The organism is Campylobacter sp. FOBRC14 (assembly GCF_000287855.1).
GTDB lineage: Bacteria > Campylobacterota > Campylobacteria > Campylobacterales > Campylobacteraceae > Campylobacter_A > Campylobacter_A curvus.
The window spans coordinates 343894-357525 of record NZ_ALJJ01000007.1; the positions used below are offsets into that span (position 1 = coordinate 343894).

The following is a 13632-nucleotide window of genomic DNA, read 5'->3' on the forward strand; positions in this document are numbered from 1 at the left end:
CCTTTAATCAGTATTTATATGCATTAAACGCTGATTAAAGAGTTTAAAAAATAGGAATGAGAAATGAAAATTTGGAATTTTTATATGGACTACTTTAATGAAGACGATGTCACATACAAATTTAAAGAAAAGTACTACGCAAGCAATAATATAAAAATTCTGCTTAACCATATTTCTAAGAAATTTAAACTCAAAAAAAGCTGCTGGTATCGTATCGATAGCAAAACATACGGCTATAGCAATTTGGATAGATCAGGGCTCGTCTGCGGACTAGAAAACACCATGAATGTTAAGGTTGTAGGCTAAGGTATCCAAATGACAACAAAACAGCGCATACATCTTGGCAATCTGGCAGCTAAAAGAAAAGCTGAGGCGATGGCAAGACTACAAAATGCTCTTAGCTATGACATGAGCTTTTATAAATTTAAAAACGGCAAGCTCAATGTTTCAAAGCTAGCACGTTGTGCTGGGCTAAGTCGCGGGTTCGTGGAGCGTGAATTGTGGAGGTTAGGACTATGACTAAACGCCAAGTTCTCTTGCGTAAACAGCTACTATACCGCATACATACAAACTCGATGTATCAACAAATCAATGCAAACTATGCGTGGCAAGACTGGCTAAATTTAAGATTTGGCGTGCAAAGTTGCAGCGAGCTTAGTATCACGGAGCTTGATTTGACCCTCGACATCTTACTTGGCAATGCAAAAGACGGACTAAATTTTAAGCCCGATTTCATAGGCAGGAATTTGATAAAGAATGCAAATTTAGATAAAGCCATAAGGTCCAATAAACCTATAAAAGCAGATGCTAAAAAGAAGATTACCATAAGGCAGTTTAATAAAATGCTAGCCTTGGCAAAAGAGCTAAATTTTGATGATATGGCTTTATTTAGATTTGCATTAAGGCAAACAAGGACTATCTACATAAATACGGAAGCCTTAAAAAACATCAACCAGGAAGATGCGACCAAGATAATAACGGGACTAGAAAAAATAATCAAATTTAAGAGAGAAAAGGCAAGATGATCTGTCCAAAATGCGCAAACGAAAAAACAAAAGTAGTAACTACGATAAAAAGCACCACCAACGAAAGATGGAGAAAATGTCCTAAATGTGGCTGCACTTTTGAGACTATCGAGATCATAAAGATCGACAGCGATCTAAAAGAATACGTAAAAGAGATACTGAAGGACTATAACGATGAGCAGGTTTGAATTTTTAAATGCCCCAAGCATAGATGAGCTTTGCACTCTTGAAGATAGGCAAATTTTGATAAATGATTTTTTGCTTGAAAAGAGCATAAACATCATCTGGGGCAAAAGCGGTCTAGGTAAGACTTGGCTATGCTTTGCTATTGCTAAACATCTCTCGCGTATGGGCTTTGACATCCTCTATTTAGATGCAGACAACGGCGTAGATCTCATCAAAGATAGAAACTACGATAAGACCATAAGAGAGCTTGGTGGAGCGATGACATATATAAACGCTGATCTTATGGACGATGCGAAAAACGAGATGAATGAAATTTTTAAAACCATCGAAGAAAACGCTAGGCATGGATATAAAAATGCGCTTTTCATCCTTGATAGCTTGTCATTCTTTTTAGGTGATGATATATACGATGAAACCAAAATTCATAAACTCATAACCTTTTGCAAGAGGATACGAAGAGCTGGTGGCACACTGCTAATTATCGCTCATGCCACAAAGGCTGGTAGCAGCATAAGAGGCTCTAGCTCACTCATAAATAGCGTGGATGAAGTCTGGCAAGCAGATACCATGCCTTGCAAGAGCGGGGAGCTAAATTTTATACTTGAGCCGTATAAACAGCGTTTAAACGTTAGAAAGAGTGCGTTTAATATAGCCTGCGATGAATGCACTTTAAGCCAAGTCGATCCAAAGACGCTTGAACTTAGTCAAAAAGAACTTGACATAAGCGATCGTATAAAAGAGGCACTAGAAAACGGATCACTTAACCAAAACAAAATTTATAAAGCCCTTGAAATCTCAAAAGGCGATAGAGCCACACAAAGAGTGCTTGAACGGTTTGAGGGTATATTTTGGCAAAGCTTTGAGGGCACAAATAAAACTAAAAACTATAAGCTAATTGTAGCCTAAATCTGCATTTTTAAACATATCAATATTAGTCAGGCATAGAAATTTAATAAGGTATTGTAAATAGCAAAAGTAATTTTATATAATTTGGCTAAAAAATACAGAAAGGATTTTTATGTATAATAAAAATATATTTTTTCTAGACAAGGTAAATGATGCAAAAGACTCATTCAAAGGCATTAGCGTACTACTTAGAGGGCTAAAAAGTCTTGAAGAGAATGAGGGACTACCGGCTAATTTTAAAAAAGCTATTTCTTTGCTAGAAAATGTTTGCCTTAAAGCAGCAAATGAGATCGAGGAAGAGGAGCAAAAAATAAAAGAATTTGCGAACACCTGAAATAAAAGCCTTTATTTTAGGGCTTTGGTGGTGTTGCAGGTGTTCGCAAATATTAAAATTTAGTCTGCGAACACCTAATCCTTGAATACTTTTAAAATTTCATTTTCCAAATAACCATTTATACTTTTGGCAAGCTTTGATTCTAAATTTCCACTATTATCTATCGGCAAAAATGGACGTGCCGGGATATGGATATTTTTATGTTTGCCGGCTTTATCAGTGCCAAATTGATGCGTGAGACCATAAGCAAAGCCGTTATTTGAGCTATTGTTAGATACTGACACGCTTTTATCGTCCGCAGCTACTATCCATCTACCGGCTAACGCTCCCGAGGCGACTAGGATCCTTTTGCTCCCGCCCATGCCAAAGCGACTCAAAAAAGGCTTAGTCTGTTTTTTGCCGTTTTTATAATATGCCTTTTGTTTGCCGGTCCTTAAATTTGCTAGTCCGCCTCCGCCAAACTCACTAAATGCTGTAATCGATGAAATCGGTTTCCACTTCTTGCCAAACGGACTAGCTTCGTTTTCAAAGCTTTCTGCGATAGAGTTTTTGACCATAACGCCAACTGATCTTAATTTTACTTGCATCTGTGGTCCAGTCAGGCTATCTTGTAATGTTTGTAGCTTCTTTTGGACCTCGTCAAGTCCTTTGACCTCTATTGACATTTTTATCCTTTACGCAGTATAATAAATTAGGATTTGGTAGTTGATGATCGCAACGAAGTAGTCGATAGGTGCTTGCCAATGGCAGGATCGGACCTGTATTGCGGGTGCAACTCCCGCCGCTACCTTATCCTTACAAATTCTTTCTCTTTCATATTTGTTTTATTGACTTTTCCGACTGTTACCATGTAGTTCGTAGCTCCAAATTTCTTAAGCCTATAATTCAGATCGACGACGATCTTGTTGATTTTTTTCTTATCATTTAGATCCTCGAACCAAAATATTATATTTCGGTTTGTTTTATCTACGCTGACTGGTGTTTTGCCATTGTCTAGGACATCTACGATACGCTTTAGTTCGTCTGCACTCAGGTCTTGTCCGTATTTACCTTTGCGCTCGGCTCTTATATGTAAAATACCGCTTTTATTGCCCATGATGAAGTTGTTCTCTACATCAAATTTTAAAATTTCCTTTGCTTCTTTTGCAATAAATTCACTTAAAACACCTATCTGAAACACCTCGATCGGGCTTTTTAAATTCTTTTTGATTAATAATTCATCTATGGCTTCATCAAGACTACGTTGCCAGATGTAGAGGTTTCGTTTGTGTTCTAGCTCGTCTAAAAAGGCTTTGGCGTTTTCGTAGAATTCTTTTGACACCTCTTTATTCTTTAAATTTTTGACTTTATCGGCAAAGACATCATCTAAATGATCGCTTTTGCCGACATTGTATTTCCAATCAGGATCTGGGTCGATGTTTGGGATATTTGTTGATACCTGCCAGCCTCTGCTTTCAAGCTCTTCTTTTGTGTATGCTCTTGCGGTGCATCGGCAATTCCATGCGTTGGGCGGATAGTGTGTATCCCAAAATTTGTGATCCTTTGGCAAGATAAGCCCGTGCAGCGCCCTATGTGAAGCCCTAGTTCTTCCATCAAGCACTGCAACATATCGCAGATACTTCGCGTCTGAGTTCATGGCGTCTTTATAATTTGACACAGCTCTAGCTACGCGCATATTTGTGTTGTAGATATTTTTTAAGCGGCGAGAGCCTACATAAATTTCTTTTTCTTCGCCAGTCTTTGGGTTTTTAACCTTGATATTGCCTAGCCAGCCTTTTTTAACAAGAGTTGGCATGATACTTTCTTTCCACTCCTCAAAGCCAAGCCCCTTTTTTTGTGCATACGCTAAGCTTTCTTGAATATCACTGAGCAAATCAAGCTGCGTGATCTTTGCAACAGTGAAAGTCCTGTGGTGAGCATAGTGCATGATCTCATCATAATCAAAGTGAATTTCAGGGCGCTTTTGTCTGATGTATTCGATAATGTCGCTTGGCTCACTGAAAAAATCAAGCGTCATAGTCGCCACCTTTTAGCCCTATACTTCGTTGTGCTTTGCTGCGGACTGCGGTCATTACCAAAACGGTAACTCCCTTGTCCTTGCTCGCCTGCCTCGTCTAGATCTAAAATTTGACAACTCTTGACTTTTTGTAGCATGCTTTTCACAACATACCCTTTATCTCGGCATTTGCAATGACTCTTTCTAATGTATTCTCGATGGCTTCAAGATCGGCATTTGGGTATTTGTTAAGTAAATTTTCATACACATCTTCAAAGCTATCAGCCTTTTTAAGAATGTCTTTTATGACTTGCTCGATCGCAGCCTCTTCGTCTTTGGTATTTGCATTAAATAGCGATTTATCGATATTATCAAGAAACAAGGCTTTTTCTTTTGAGTTTTTAAATAGCTTAAAATTTGAGTTGTTGGCAGGCTCTGGCAGATCAAATTCTTTTGCCATATCTTTTGGGTCCATTTGATAGCCAAGTGAGCCAAGGATTTGCAACACCTGCGCACGGGCTAGCAAGTCGCTATCTTTTTCTATTTGGATATTAAGATTTGCATCCTTGCCAAATTTGGCATAGAAATTTTGCACCTGACGCGAGGCAAATTTAACATCACCTGCAAGGATCTCTTTTCTATTATAGTCATGCACCTTGCTCATAGCAAAGCTACCAGTGCTACTTATATTTGAGCTTAAAATAGAGCCATTGATGACCTTGGCTATCTCACCGTCGCAATATCTGACGAATTCCATAAAATCAGCCTGAGAACCTCTACCCTCTAAGACCTTGATCACATCGTTTGGACCAAGCACGGCACACGAGCCACTGCGGATATTTTTAAAGGCTTCTGCCATAAGCGATATGACTTTCTCGTCCCCACTTGAGCTATTGCCTATAAGTGGTGGTACTCCTAAAAACTCTGTAAATTTAAGATACTGACTAAGCACGAAATGCTTGGCGAAAGCTATCCAGAGAGTCTTTATGAGAGCAGGTTTCGCATAGATACTCATAAAAAACGGCTCTTTTGCCTCAAAACTCTTACCGTTATTTATCAAGAAAGGCTTATTCTCTTCGATATGTATAAATTCTCTATCTACTTTTGAAACACCAAGTGAGCCATCCTCTTTGATGTAAAGCTCGACTAGACTCATACCAAATACACGAGCCTCTACGCTTGCTTTTATGAGCTCTTCAATATTTTCGTTCTCTGCTTCGCCTAACGAATGTGTAAAAAATTTATTCGTGATAGATGATATGCGTTTCTCACATTCGGCTCCTATCGAGCTATCTTTATCCTCAATAAGGCTAAATATCGGAAAAAGCTCTTGTTGATTTTTTGTAAGCAATGCAGCTCTTATCTTGCCGCTACTTAGCTCGCTGTAGTTTTCGATGTCGGTCTTTGTATAGTTGCCCTTTGGACGAAGCATTTCTATGAGCTCTTTTAAGCCGGTTTTTCTTTGCATTTTCTTATATCCTTTTTGTTAAATTTCATATTTCACGTTTAGAGACGTTTTAAGAGCCAAAGAGCAAAAAACGTATGATTTATCGTCCAAGAAATTTAAAGCGATTCTAACCACTCTCTAAACACCTTAAAATTGATTTTTATTTATCAAGTAAGCCCCTTAAAAATTTCTCTTTATCTCTTTTACTTTTTAGTATTTCATTCACCTTTTCATAATCAAAATTTGGAGCTTTTGCGATACGCCACGCCATCTCAACACTATCAAGCCCGTCATCGTGTGCAGACTTTGGGTATGTATCAAGCTCATCTATAAATATGAGCGAGCTTTTGTCAATTAAAATTTGAGCGTTATTTATTGGCGGAGTCAGGCTATCGATACGTAGCTCCTTTGGTATATTGTTTTTTAGCTCCACAATCGGTAAGTAAATACCAAGCTCGCGGGCTCTTTTGTCTAGCATGTCTTTAAAGAATTCTTGAAATTGAATCGTCTCGATAGCGATTTTTAGCGGGCGATTGAGTGAAAGTATGCTAAGAGCTATTTGGATGATCTTTTCGATCATAGCTTCTGGCTTTGTCTTGCTCATTTTCACGCTTGCATAAAATTTGCCTTCATAAAAGCCAAGCACGCACACTGCAAAATAATCCCCCTTGCTTTTGCCAAGAGCTGGGTCTATGCCGATATAATATGCATCGCACTTTGGCATGAGATCAAAGGTCTGATAGCCACTAAAACTAGCAGATTCTTTACTAAGCGGTTCATTCTGATACTCGCTCATAAAAGCGTCTTTGTCTTGCAAGTATTCATTCCAAATACTCTTTTTATCTAAGGTATCATTGTCAAGCAAGAGCTCTTTAAAATTTAACTTGCCACTTTCAAAATTTTCAGGAAATTTCCTAACCAACGGATATGAAAACGTCTGAAAATCACTCCTTGCTTCAAGCCTAGCAAGTAAGCTATCGTGATGAAGCGTAGTGCCTACCACGATGATGTTGTGATTTGTGTCATCGCGAGCTGGCAACTTCATCACGGCTTTTACAAACCATTCATTCATATCATCGCGCTGGGCTTTTGTTTTTATGTTTTTATCGTTTTCCAAGTCATCGCAGATGATGAGCTGGGGTCTATGTCCGCGCCAGTTTTCACCACGTATCTTTTTGCCAGCTCCATATACACTTATTTTAAACGCGCTCTTGCCAGCGTAAAATACGATCTCTTCCTTTGTCCAAGTCCTACCCTTTGTTATCTCGAAGTCGTTTATTAGCAGTTCGTTACTTTCAAGCTCGTCTTTAATAAATTCAAGCGTCTTTTTTGAAAGGGCAATAGTGGCTGAAATGATGATGGTATTGTGTTTTTCATCAAGTGCGATAGATTTAAAAAGCACGAAAAACCTGCTGATGAGAGTGGTTTTTGCTGCGCCGCGGTAAGCCTTAAAGAGTAAATTTCTGTGATTTTTTGTTAGTTTGATGGCATTTTTATAAAATTCACGTCTAAAAAATGAATTCTCAGGCTCTTGAATGTGCTTTGCAAAATAAATTTTAACAAACTCATAAAAGCTGCTTTTTGCCTTTTTCAGACGTTCAAGTTTTGCTGGATCTGGCACACGTTTTAATCCTTTGAGCCTTGCTCTTAGCTCCTCAGCCCCCGTCATACTTTTAAAGCCTTTTCAAGTATGGTATCGGCATTTGTAGCCAAAAAGTCTGTCACCTGATCGTTTTTTAATCTTTCGGCTAGGTCTGCAATCTCATTGATGGCTCTTTGCACGGCTTCGAGGCATTTGGCTTTGACATCTGTTTTTAGCGGAGCTTTTAGCTTATAGTATGCCCTGCTGTAAGCGTTTAGAATTTTAAGTCTCTCTTCTGGGTCTAACTCCTTGACCTCTTCAAAAGCTCTATCAAAGCTATCTATAAGAGTAAGGATAAATTCTTCTTCGCTTCGTTTGAGATTTGAGGTATCTCTGCTTTTGGCTAGCGCCAAAGCGTCCCAGTCGATACCAGCTTGTTTATCTTTTGCTTTTTTCTTATATACGGTCTGACGAGTGACGCCATGAGTTTTTGCGATGTCTGTGACAGTGTAGCCTTTGATATACATTTCTTTCATCTCTTGCGCGTCTTTCATCTCATGCCTTTCTCGCCTCGTCTTTTGTGCCTATACTTCGTTGTCGCTTGTCGCCACTTGGTTATATACTATATGTATGCGCTCTCGTTTCTTCGTGCGCCGCCTCGTCTAGCCACAAAATACTTTGGCTCATCATTTTAAATATTTTTGCCCCTGATTTTAAGATGAAAAAAAATTAATTTCACTCTATATAGCAGATATATAGAGTGAAACCTTTTTTAAAAACCCGTAAAATGGGGGCAATTTTTTAAGGAGCAAAACATGGATGGCGTAAAGTGCAAAAGTCTATTAGCACTAAATTTTAAGGAAAACGAAGCCTTAAAGATCTCTCCGATCGGAGAGATAACTGGGCTTGATGGACGAGTATTCAACATAGACGCTAAAACCTTGCTCGAAAGCATCGCAAAAAATAATCTTCATATCCCACTTGACGAAAACCACAATTTTGGTGGAGCAGTAGGGTGGTTTGATAAAGATAGTTTTGAGGCAAGAGAAGACGGCATATATGCAAAGCTTGAACTGAACAAAAACGGCAAGGCTTTGGTCGAAGATAAAATTTACCGCTATCTAAGCCCAGTATATGACGTAAGTGGTAAAAACGTGATAGGACTTGATTCTATCGGTCTAGTCAATCGCCCAAATCTACTAAACAATACAATCAATTCCAAAGGAGAGACAATGCAAAAAGAGCTTGAGGAGCTAAAGGCTAAGAATGAAGCCTTGCAAAAAGAACTTGACGAAATCAAGGCTAAGGCAAAAGAGGCTGAAAACAAAGAGCCCGAGCCAAAAAGCGATGATCAAGGTAAAGAGGCAAACGAGAAGCAGTTAAACTCGCTAAGCAAAAGCGTAGATGAGATAAACAAGCGTCTTGATAAGCTTGACGACACGCTAGGGCTGTTTTTTGGTAAAAAAGACCTAGAAAAAAATACTAAAGGTAGCGGGCTAAGCGAAGATGAGCTAAAGATGGCAAAGATGCTGGGACTTAGCGAAGATGAATTTAAAGGAGGCAAATAATGGCACATTTTGAGGAAACAGCGATCGGCTTCAAGGCGATCTTTCAAAAGACATTCAACGAGACGACGACTAAGGCGGATACTCTTTGCATGAGAGTCACTAGCACCGATCTAAGTGAAAAATACGTTTGGCTGGGAAATTTCCCGATGATGAAAGAGTGGATCGGAGATAGAGACATAAAGAAATTTAAAGACTATGGATACGCCCTTGAAAATGTTCCGTTTGAAGCCACGGTCACAGTGCCAAACAATCATATCGAATATGACAAGGTAGGTTTGTATCGTCCGGCGATCGAACAAATGGCCTACAATGCTAAACGCTTTGGAGGGACATTGGTAGCCAAAATTTTGCTAGACGCCGAAGATGCAACGAAAGGCAAATGCTATGACGGCAAGCCATTTTTCAGCAATGCTCACGTACTTGGTAGCGATACATATTCAAATGTCGGTACGGGCGCTTTGACGTCTGATAATCTCATAGCTGCCGAGGCTCTACTTTCAAGTATCAAAGGAGACAGCGGTCAATCTCTTGGTATAGTGTCGACGCATCTTGTTTGCGGACCAAAGAGCTTAGCAAAAGCTATAAATGCGGTGCAAAAAGAAAATTTAACAGCAGGAGAGACGAACCCGACATATAAGCGGTACGAGCTTTTGGTACTCCCTGAGATCACGGATGCTAGCTGGTATCTCATGGATCTGGGAAAACCGGTCAAACCTTTCGTGCTTCAAGTAGCAAAAGATGGAATTTTTGAAAGCAGCAACGACCATAAATTCTTAAAAGATCATGCACTATTTGGCTGCAAAAGCTTCATGAACGCCGGCTTTGCTCTTTGGCAGCTAGCCTATAAGAGCTCAGGAGTCTAAGATGGCACATTACAGCATAGACGATTTTAGGGAAGACAAAGATGTGGGAGCAACTATACAACAGAGCCAGGCAGAGCCTACTAAACCAAGCGGAAGTGACACAGGAGCTTTGCAAGAAGGCAGCACAGGAAGCGCAGGAGCTGACACAAAACAAGCAGATACCAACGCCGATGCTTCTGGATCTAGCGATGTTTCGCCTCAAGCTTCATCTAAAGGTGGAAATAGAAGAGTGGGAAGCAAGTCTGGCCAAGGAAGCGCTAAAACTGGCGCAAAGCCTCAAAAGTAGTGACAACGAGCCTGGCACTTGCAGTGTCGGGATGAGAGAGTCTATTTTTGACGCACCAGATACGAAAACATGGCTAAAGTTTGGAGATGGGAAATGAATTTAAAAGCGATGTTTGAAAAGATAAAAGACGCTTTTTCAAATGCTATTTGCATAAATGCTATAGAGTCTATCAACCAAAACGGGCTATATCTCGTCTTTGATGGATGCGAAAACATATCGCCAGCAAAGGATAAGGCGAAATTCGCTCTTGTTCTTGCGGCTAATTCTCTTGAAGCGGATAACTTTGCTGCGTTAGGCGAGCTTGAAGCTATCAGAACAAAGCTTTTTAAACAAGCGGCAAACAATGGTGAGAACTGGTATAAACAAATAAAGGCAGCCAAATACGAAGGCAGTACTTTATATCTATATGCAGTCCTTTTTGAAGTCGAGATCGACATTTTTTAAAACCAAAATTTAAGAAAAGGAAAAACAATGCCACAAGAAAAATTAGCAAGACTTGCAAACGGGGAGGTTCGCTTTACGCCAATAAATAGTGACGGAAACTACGGTGATGAGATAGTTTTAGGCTATAACCAAAAAGCAAGCCTGACAAGGTCTGTTGAAACCAAAGAGCTTTTAAGCAACGACGAAAGCTTAGGTGCTACGGCCTGCGAAATAGAAACGAAAGTAACATATGAGTTTAGCACCGAGATTGGCGATCTAAACCTCTCAAATTTAGCTGTTGCATTCAAAGGACTAGTAGAGGAAAAGACCTACGCCGTAGGAGATAAATTTTGGAATGGCAGAGTCATAATCGACGGTAGCGCAAACGTAACTGGTAAGACGGGTGATGCGGTCTTAAAAGACAATAAAATTTATATCCTGACCGATAAAGCTACGAATAAGCCATTTGCCGATTTGTCCCTAGCGCAAAAGAGCTACGGTATCAAGGCAAGAGTTTTAAAACCTGAGGCAAGAGCTAATAACATCGGACGCATAAGCGTCATCGGCACGAATCTAGCAAACGGCAAGGCTCAAATCTTGATCATCCCGAAAGCAAATCTAAAATACGACGGTGAATTTGGCGTGGTGAGTGATGATTTCATCAAGCTTTCATTGAAAGGCAAAGCTCAAAAAGTAGATAACGAGCCGATATTCACGCTAATAGATGGAGAGTGATATGAGGACTAAATTTCCATTTACGCTTGAGATAGACGAGGACAATTTTGCTCTTGAATACAAAGAGCCAAACAAAAAGCAAAGCAAGGAATTGATGGATGAGTTTAGCAAGATAAAAGGCTCGGCAGATGAGTTTTTTGCACTAAAAGATGAAATTGGTGTCTTAGAAGAGAAGAAATCAGCCAAAAAGGAACTTGCGACCTGCTTAGACGGTGATGATAAATCAGCCGTGATAAAAGAAATTTTAGCCCTTATCGATGAGATAGAAGCCAAAAGCAAGCAGCTAAAAGAATATGAAAAGCAAAACATCAACCTTGATGAAGTGAGCTTAAAGAGATTTGAAATAAGCATCGGCGGAGATGACTTTGAAGCTCTTAAAAAGGCGGTCGAAGAAAAAGGCATCAGTTATTATGCTTTGATGAACGCCATAGATGAGACGATAGCTAAAGAGCGCACAAAAAAGTAGAAAGGCTAAAAGCTTTTGTGAGTTTAAAAATGAGCCCGGATGAATTCGGGCTCGATGAGTTTGAAAGGCTCATATATATGGCTTTTAGTCTTGCTTTAAATGTAAAAAGTGGATTTAACGGGGCTTGTTTTAGCTTAGAAAGCATAGTCATAAAAGAATTTTCAAAGGCTCATAAAATAGATTTTTTATGGCTTTATGGAATATGTAAAGAGCTTATGAACGAAATGATAAAGGAGCAAAAGTGATAAATAGCGAGTTAAATTTTGCTATTAAGGCTTTCGCGCTCCAAAATGCTTTTGCGCAATTTTATAAAATGGTATGTAAAGTCAATGATGGCGTATAAACCGACTGCTGTGGCAAGCGCGACAAGCGTCGGGAAATCCGAAAGAAGTATAAACAAGGAGAATATAAGGACTATGCCTAAAACTATGGCTTTGACACATGTCCAAGCGAGTCCTAATGTCACAGAGCTTAAATCTCTCATAGTAGCCTCCTTATTTTTATATGATTATACCACAAAAGGGGTAAAAATTTAATATGTCTAGCAGTAATGATATAAAAATAAAAATAACCATCGACGGAGAAACCAAAAACGTAACACTTATGCGAGAAGAGGTAAATAAGCTCGGAAATAGCATAAATAATGTCGATACCTATGCCAACGCCCTAAGAAGTACCATCGGCAAACTAGCTGCAGTAGGGTTTGTGATAACTGGTATAAGCAATGCGTTCAAAGGAAGTCTTGCTTCGATCGACGCTTTTTCAAATGCTATGGGCAGGCTAAAGCTGGCCACCAAAAGCTCCGAGGAACTAAAAGCTTTAAGCGAGCAAATTTTAAATATCTCAAATAGCTCGAGAGTAAGTTTTACCGAAACGACTGATCTATATACGAGGTTCGCAAATAATCTAAAAAATACAACCATAAGCTCAAGCAAGATGCTTGAAGTCACCAAAGCCGTGAGTCAGTCTTTAATAGTCAGTGGCGCAAGTGCAAATAGTGCAAATGCTGCCTTGGTGCAGCTCGCCCAAGGTCTAGCAGCCGATAGCCTAAGAGGACAAGAGCTAGCCTCGGTAATGGAGCAAACACCACGCCTGGCACAAGCCATAGCAGACGGTATGGGTGTTAGCATAGGAGAGCTTAGAAAGCTGGCCGAGCAAGGCAAACTGACCGCAGAAACTGTATTTAACGCACTTTATAAGCAAAAAGACGTCATCGAGAAAGAATTTTTACAAATGCCTGCGACCATATCTCAAAGCATGGTAACTCTTGGCAATAGCGTTCAAAATCTCTTAGGAAGGCTAAATGAAAGCACAGGTTTTACGAAGCTGATCGCAATGGCGACTAATGCATTATCAAGTGCGATAAACGCTATTGCCCCATATACGCAAGCATTTACGCATGTCATTAAGGTTTTATTAGTGGCGCTAAGCGGGTATAGTGCCTACATAGCCGTAGCAAAGCTAAGGACACAAATGTTTTCTAAGGTGCTACAAGTGTTTTCTGCAAATTCATTCATAGCTTCTCTTATGAGCGCGAAGACTGCGAGCGATGCATTTAAGATCGGTATAAGCGCCTCTACGGCAGCGCTTGGTGTCTTAAAGGGTGCTATGATGAGATTTTTGCCTACGGTAGGCTTCTTAATAGCGTCAGAACTCTTGATTCAGCTAGGAGAGCATTTTTTAGATGTAAAAGAAAAAACGAACGGCTTAAAAACTCACTTGCCTTAACCAATGAAGAGCTTAAAAAACTAAGCATAAATGAACTAAAACTCACGCTGGTAGATCTGCAAAGAGAGCAAGCAAAGCTTATCAAAA

The 13632-nt window shown here is 39.6% G+C and carries 18 protein-coding genes; 13 read left to right on the top strand and 5 right to left on the bottom strand.

Features of this window, described 5'->3' with window-relative positions:
- Nucleotides 1-315 precede the first annotated feature (315 nt).
- The 5 genes from HMPREF1139_RS02485 (at nucleotide 316) to HMPREF1139_RS02505 (ending at nucleotide 2451) form a co-directional block, all read left to right on the top strand.
- Nucleotides 316-519 carry a hypothetical protein gene (locus tag HMPREF1139_RS02485; protein WP_009649890.1) on the top strand — a complete coding sequence of 68 codons (204 nt, stop codon included), beginning with the start codon at nucleotides 316-318 and terminating at the stop codon, nucleotides 517-519.
- A 17-nt stretch (nucleotides 520-536) separates the two neighbouring features.
- Nucleotides 537-1025 carry a regulatory protein GemA gene (locus HMPREF1139_RS02490; RefSeq protein ID WP_232209590.1) on the top strand — a complete coding sequence of 163 codons (489 nt, stop codon included), beginning with the start codon at nucleotides 537-539 and terminating at the stop codon, nucleotides 1023-1025.
- Nucleotides 1022-1213, top strand: a complete 192-nt coding sequence (locus tag HMPREF1139_RS02495) for an NrdR family transcriptional regulator (protein ID WP_009649640.1) — start codon at nucleotides 1022-1024, stop codon at nucleotides 1211-1213. Before HMPREF1139_RS02490 ends, HMPREF1139_RS02495 begins: the two co-directional genes overlap by 4 nt.
- A complete protein-coding gene (locus HMPREF1139_RS02500) occupies nucleotides 1200-2117 on the top strand; it encodes an AAA family ATPase (RefSeq protein ID WP_009649812.1) in 918 nt (305 codons plus the stop codon). The genes HMPREF1139_RS02495 and HMPREF1139_RS02500 overlap by 14 nt, the downstream gene beginning before the upstream one ends.
- Before the next feature lie 112 nt (nucleotides 2118-2229).
- Nucleotides 2230-2451 carry a hypothetical protein gene (locus HMPREF1139_RS02505; protein ID WP_009649451.1) on the top strand — a complete coding sequence of 74 codons (222 nt, stop codon included), beginning with the start codon at nucleotides 2230-2232 and terminating at the stop codon, nucleotides 2449-2451.
- Nucleotides 2452-2525: 74 nt separating this feature from the next.
- Here the strand turns inward: HMPREF1139_RS02505 and HMPREF1139_RS02510 are convergent, their stop codons facing one another.
- From HMPREF1139_RS02510 to HMPREF1139_RS02530, 5 genes are all read right to left on the bottom strand, one after another.
- Entirely contained in the window at nucleotides 2526-3116 is a 591-nt protein-coding gene (locus tag HMPREF1139_RS02510; protein WP_009649866.1) for a phage virion morphogenesis protein, read from the bottom strand.
- Between the two features lie 119 nt (nucleotides 3117-3235).
- A complete protein-coding gene (locus tag HMPREF1139_RS02515; protein ID WP_009649842.1) occupies nucleotides 3236-4468 on the bottom strand; it encodes a phage head morphogenesis protein in 1233 nt (410 codons plus the stop codon).
- A gap of 142 nt (nucleotides 4469-4610) precedes the next feature.
- Nucleotides 4611-5915 (bottom strand): phage portal protein family protein, encoded by a 1305-nt coding sequence (locus tag HMPREF1139_RS02520; protein ID WP_009649862.1) that lies wholly within the window; start codon nucleotides 5913-5915, stop codon nucleotides 4611-4613.
- Nucleotides 5916-6054: 139 nt separating this feature from the next.
- Nucleotides 6055-7563 carry a phage terminase large subunit gene (gene terL / locus HMPREF1139_RS02525; RefSeq protein WP_009649598.1) on the bottom strand — a complete coding sequence of 503 codons (1509 nt, stop codon included), beginning with the start codon at nucleotides 7561-7563 and terminating at the stop codon, nucleotides 6055-6057.
- Nucleotides 7560-8030: a DUF1804 family protein gene (locus HMPREF1139_RS02530; protein ID WP_009649605.1), complete on the bottom strand. Its 471-nt coding sequence runs from the start codon at nucleotides 8028-8030 to the stop codon at nucleotides 7560-7562. The genes terL and HMPREF1139_RS02530 overlap by 4 nt, the downstream gene beginning before the upstream one ends.
- A gap of 261 nt (nucleotides 8031-8291) precedes the next feature.
- Between HMPREF1139_RS02530 and HMPREF1139_RS02535 the strand changes: the two genes are divergently transcribed.
- From HMPREF1139_RS02535 to HMPREF1139_RS02575, 8 genes are all read left to right on the top strand, one after another.
- Entirely contained in the window at nucleotides 8292-9044 is a 753-nt protein-coding gene (locus HMPREF1139_RS02535) for a phage protease (RefSeq protein WP_009649488.1), read from the top strand.
- Nucleotides 9044-9907: a Mu-like prophage major head subunit gpT family protein gene (locus HMPREF1139_RS02540; RefSeq protein ID WP_009649775.1), complete on the top strand. Its 864-nt coding sequence runs from the start codon at nucleotides 9044-9046 to the stop codon at nucleotides 9905-9907. Before HMPREF1139_RS02535 ends, HMPREF1139_RS02540 begins: the two co-directional genes overlap by 1 nt.
- Nucleotides 9908-9948: 41 nt before the next feature.
- Nucleotides 9949-10290 carry a hypothetical protein gene (locus tag HMPREF1139_RS02545; protein WP_009649834.1) on the top strand — a complete coding sequence of 114 codons (342 nt, stop codon included), beginning with the start codon at nucleotides 9949-9951 and terminating at the stop codon, nucleotides 10288-10290.
- A complete protein-coding gene (locus HMPREF1139_RS02550; RefSeq protein ID WP_009649441.1) occupies nucleotides 10287-10637 on the top strand; it encodes a hypothetical protein in 351 nt (116 codons plus the stop codon). Before HMPREF1139_RS02545 ends, HMPREF1139_RS02550 begins: the two co-directional genes overlap by 4 nt.
- A gap of 27 nt (nucleotides 10638-10664) precedes the next feature.
- Nucleotides 10665-11351 carry a hypothetical protein gene (locus tag HMPREF1139_RS02555; RefSeq protein WP_009649569.1) on the top strand — a complete coding sequence of 229 codons (687 nt, stop codon included), beginning with the start codon at nucleotides 10665-10667 and terminating at the stop codon, nucleotides 11349-11351.
- Nucleotide 11352: 1 nt separating this feature from the next.
- Nucleotides 11353-11817 (top strand): hypothetical protein, encoded by a 465-nt coding sequence (locus HMPREF1139_RS02560; RefSeq protein WP_009649700.1) that lies wholly within the window; start codon nucleotides 11353-11355, stop codon nucleotides 11815-11817.
- Between the two features lie 17 nt (nucleotides 11818-11834).
- The gene (locus tag HMPREF1139_RS02565; RefSeq protein WP_009649579.1) at nucleotides 11835-12062 is read left to right on the top strand and encodes a hypothetical protein; all 228 of its coding nucleotides are present in this window, start codon (nucleotides 11835-11837) and stop codon (nucleotides 12060-12062) included.
- Between the two features lie 292 nt (nucleotides 12063-12354).
- Nucleotides 12355-13545: a tape measure protein gene (locus HMPREF1139_RS02575; RefSeq protein WP_009649809.1), complete on the top strand. Its 1191-nt coding sequence runs from the start codon at nucleotides 12355-12357 to the stop codon at nucleotides 13543-13545.
- Nucleotides 13546-13632: the final 87 nt, after the last annotated feature.

What these genes read in the sequence shown, in the direction of transcription:
- HMPREF1139_RS02485 (WP_009649890.1), top strand. Translation starts at nt 316, where the DNA reads ATGACAACAAAACAGCGCATACATCTTGGCAATCTGGCAGCTAAAAGA.
- HMPREF1139_RS02495 (WP_009649640.1), top strand. Translation starts at nt 1,022, where the DNA reads ATGATCTGTCCAAAATGCGCAAACGAAAAAACAAAAGTAGTAACTACG.
- HMPREF1139_RS02500 (WP_009649812.1), top strand. Translation starts at nt 1,200, where the DNA reads ATGAGCAGGTTTGAATTTTTAAATGCCCCAAGCATAGATGAGCTTTGC.
- HMPREF1139_RS02505 (WP_009649451.1), top strand. Translation starts at nt 2,230, where the DNA reads ATGTATAATAAAAATATATTTTTTCTAGACAAGGTAAATGATGCAAAA.
- HMPREF1139_RS02510 (WP_009649866.1), bottom strand. Translation starts at nt 3,116, where the DNA reads ATGTCAATAGAGGTCAAAGGACTTGACGAGGTCCAAAAGAAGCTACAA.
- HMPREF1139_RS02515 (WP_009649842.1), bottom strand. Translation starts at nt 4,468, where the DNA reads ATGACGCTTGATTTTTTCAGTGAGCCAAGCGACATTATCGAATACATC.
- HMPREF1139_RS02520 (WP_009649862.1), bottom strand. Translation starts at nt 5,915, where the DNA reads ATGCAAAGAAAAACCGGCTTAAAAGAGCTCATAGAAATGCTTCGTCCA.
- terL (WP_009649598.1), bottom strand. Translation starts at nt 7,563, where the DNA reads ATGACGGGGGCTGAGGAGCTAAGAGCAAGGCTCAAAGGATTAAAACGT.
- HMPREF1139_RS02530 (WP_009649605.1), bottom strand. Translation starts at nt 8,030, where the DNA reads ATGAAAGACGCGCAAGAGATGAAAGAAATGTATATCAAAGGCTACACT.
- HMPREF1139_RS02535 (WP_009649488.1), top strand. Translation starts at nt 8,292, where the DNA reads ATGGATGGCGTAAAGTGCAAAAGTCTATTAGCACTAAATTTTAAGGAA.
- HMPREF1139_RS02540 (WP_009649775.1), top strand. Translation starts at nt 9,044, where the DNA reads ATGGCACATTTTGAGGAAACAGCGATCGGCTTCAAGGCGATCTTTCAA.
- HMPREF1139_RS02545 (WP_009649834.1), top strand. Translation starts at nt 9,949, where the DNA reads ATGTGGGAGCAACTATACAACAGAGCCAGGCAGAGCCTACTAAACCAA.
- HMPREF1139_RS02550 (WP_009649441.1), top strand. Translation starts at nt 10,287, where the DNA reads ATGAATTTAAAAGCGATGTTTGAAAAGATAAAAGACGCTTTTTCAAAT.
- HMPREF1139_RS02555 (WP_009649569.1), top strand. Translation starts at nt 10,665, where the DNA reads ATGCCACAAGAAAAATTAGCAAGACTTGCAAACGGGGAGGTTCGCTTT.
- HMPREF1139_RS02560 (WP_009649700.1), top strand. Translation starts at nt 11,353, where the DNA reads ATGAGGACTAAATTTCCATTTACGCTTGAGATAGACGAGGACAATTTT.
- HMPREF1139_RS02575 (WP_009649809.1), top strand. Translation starts at nt 12,355, where the DNA reads ATGTCTAGCAGTAATGATATAAAAATAAAAATAACCATCGACGGAGAA.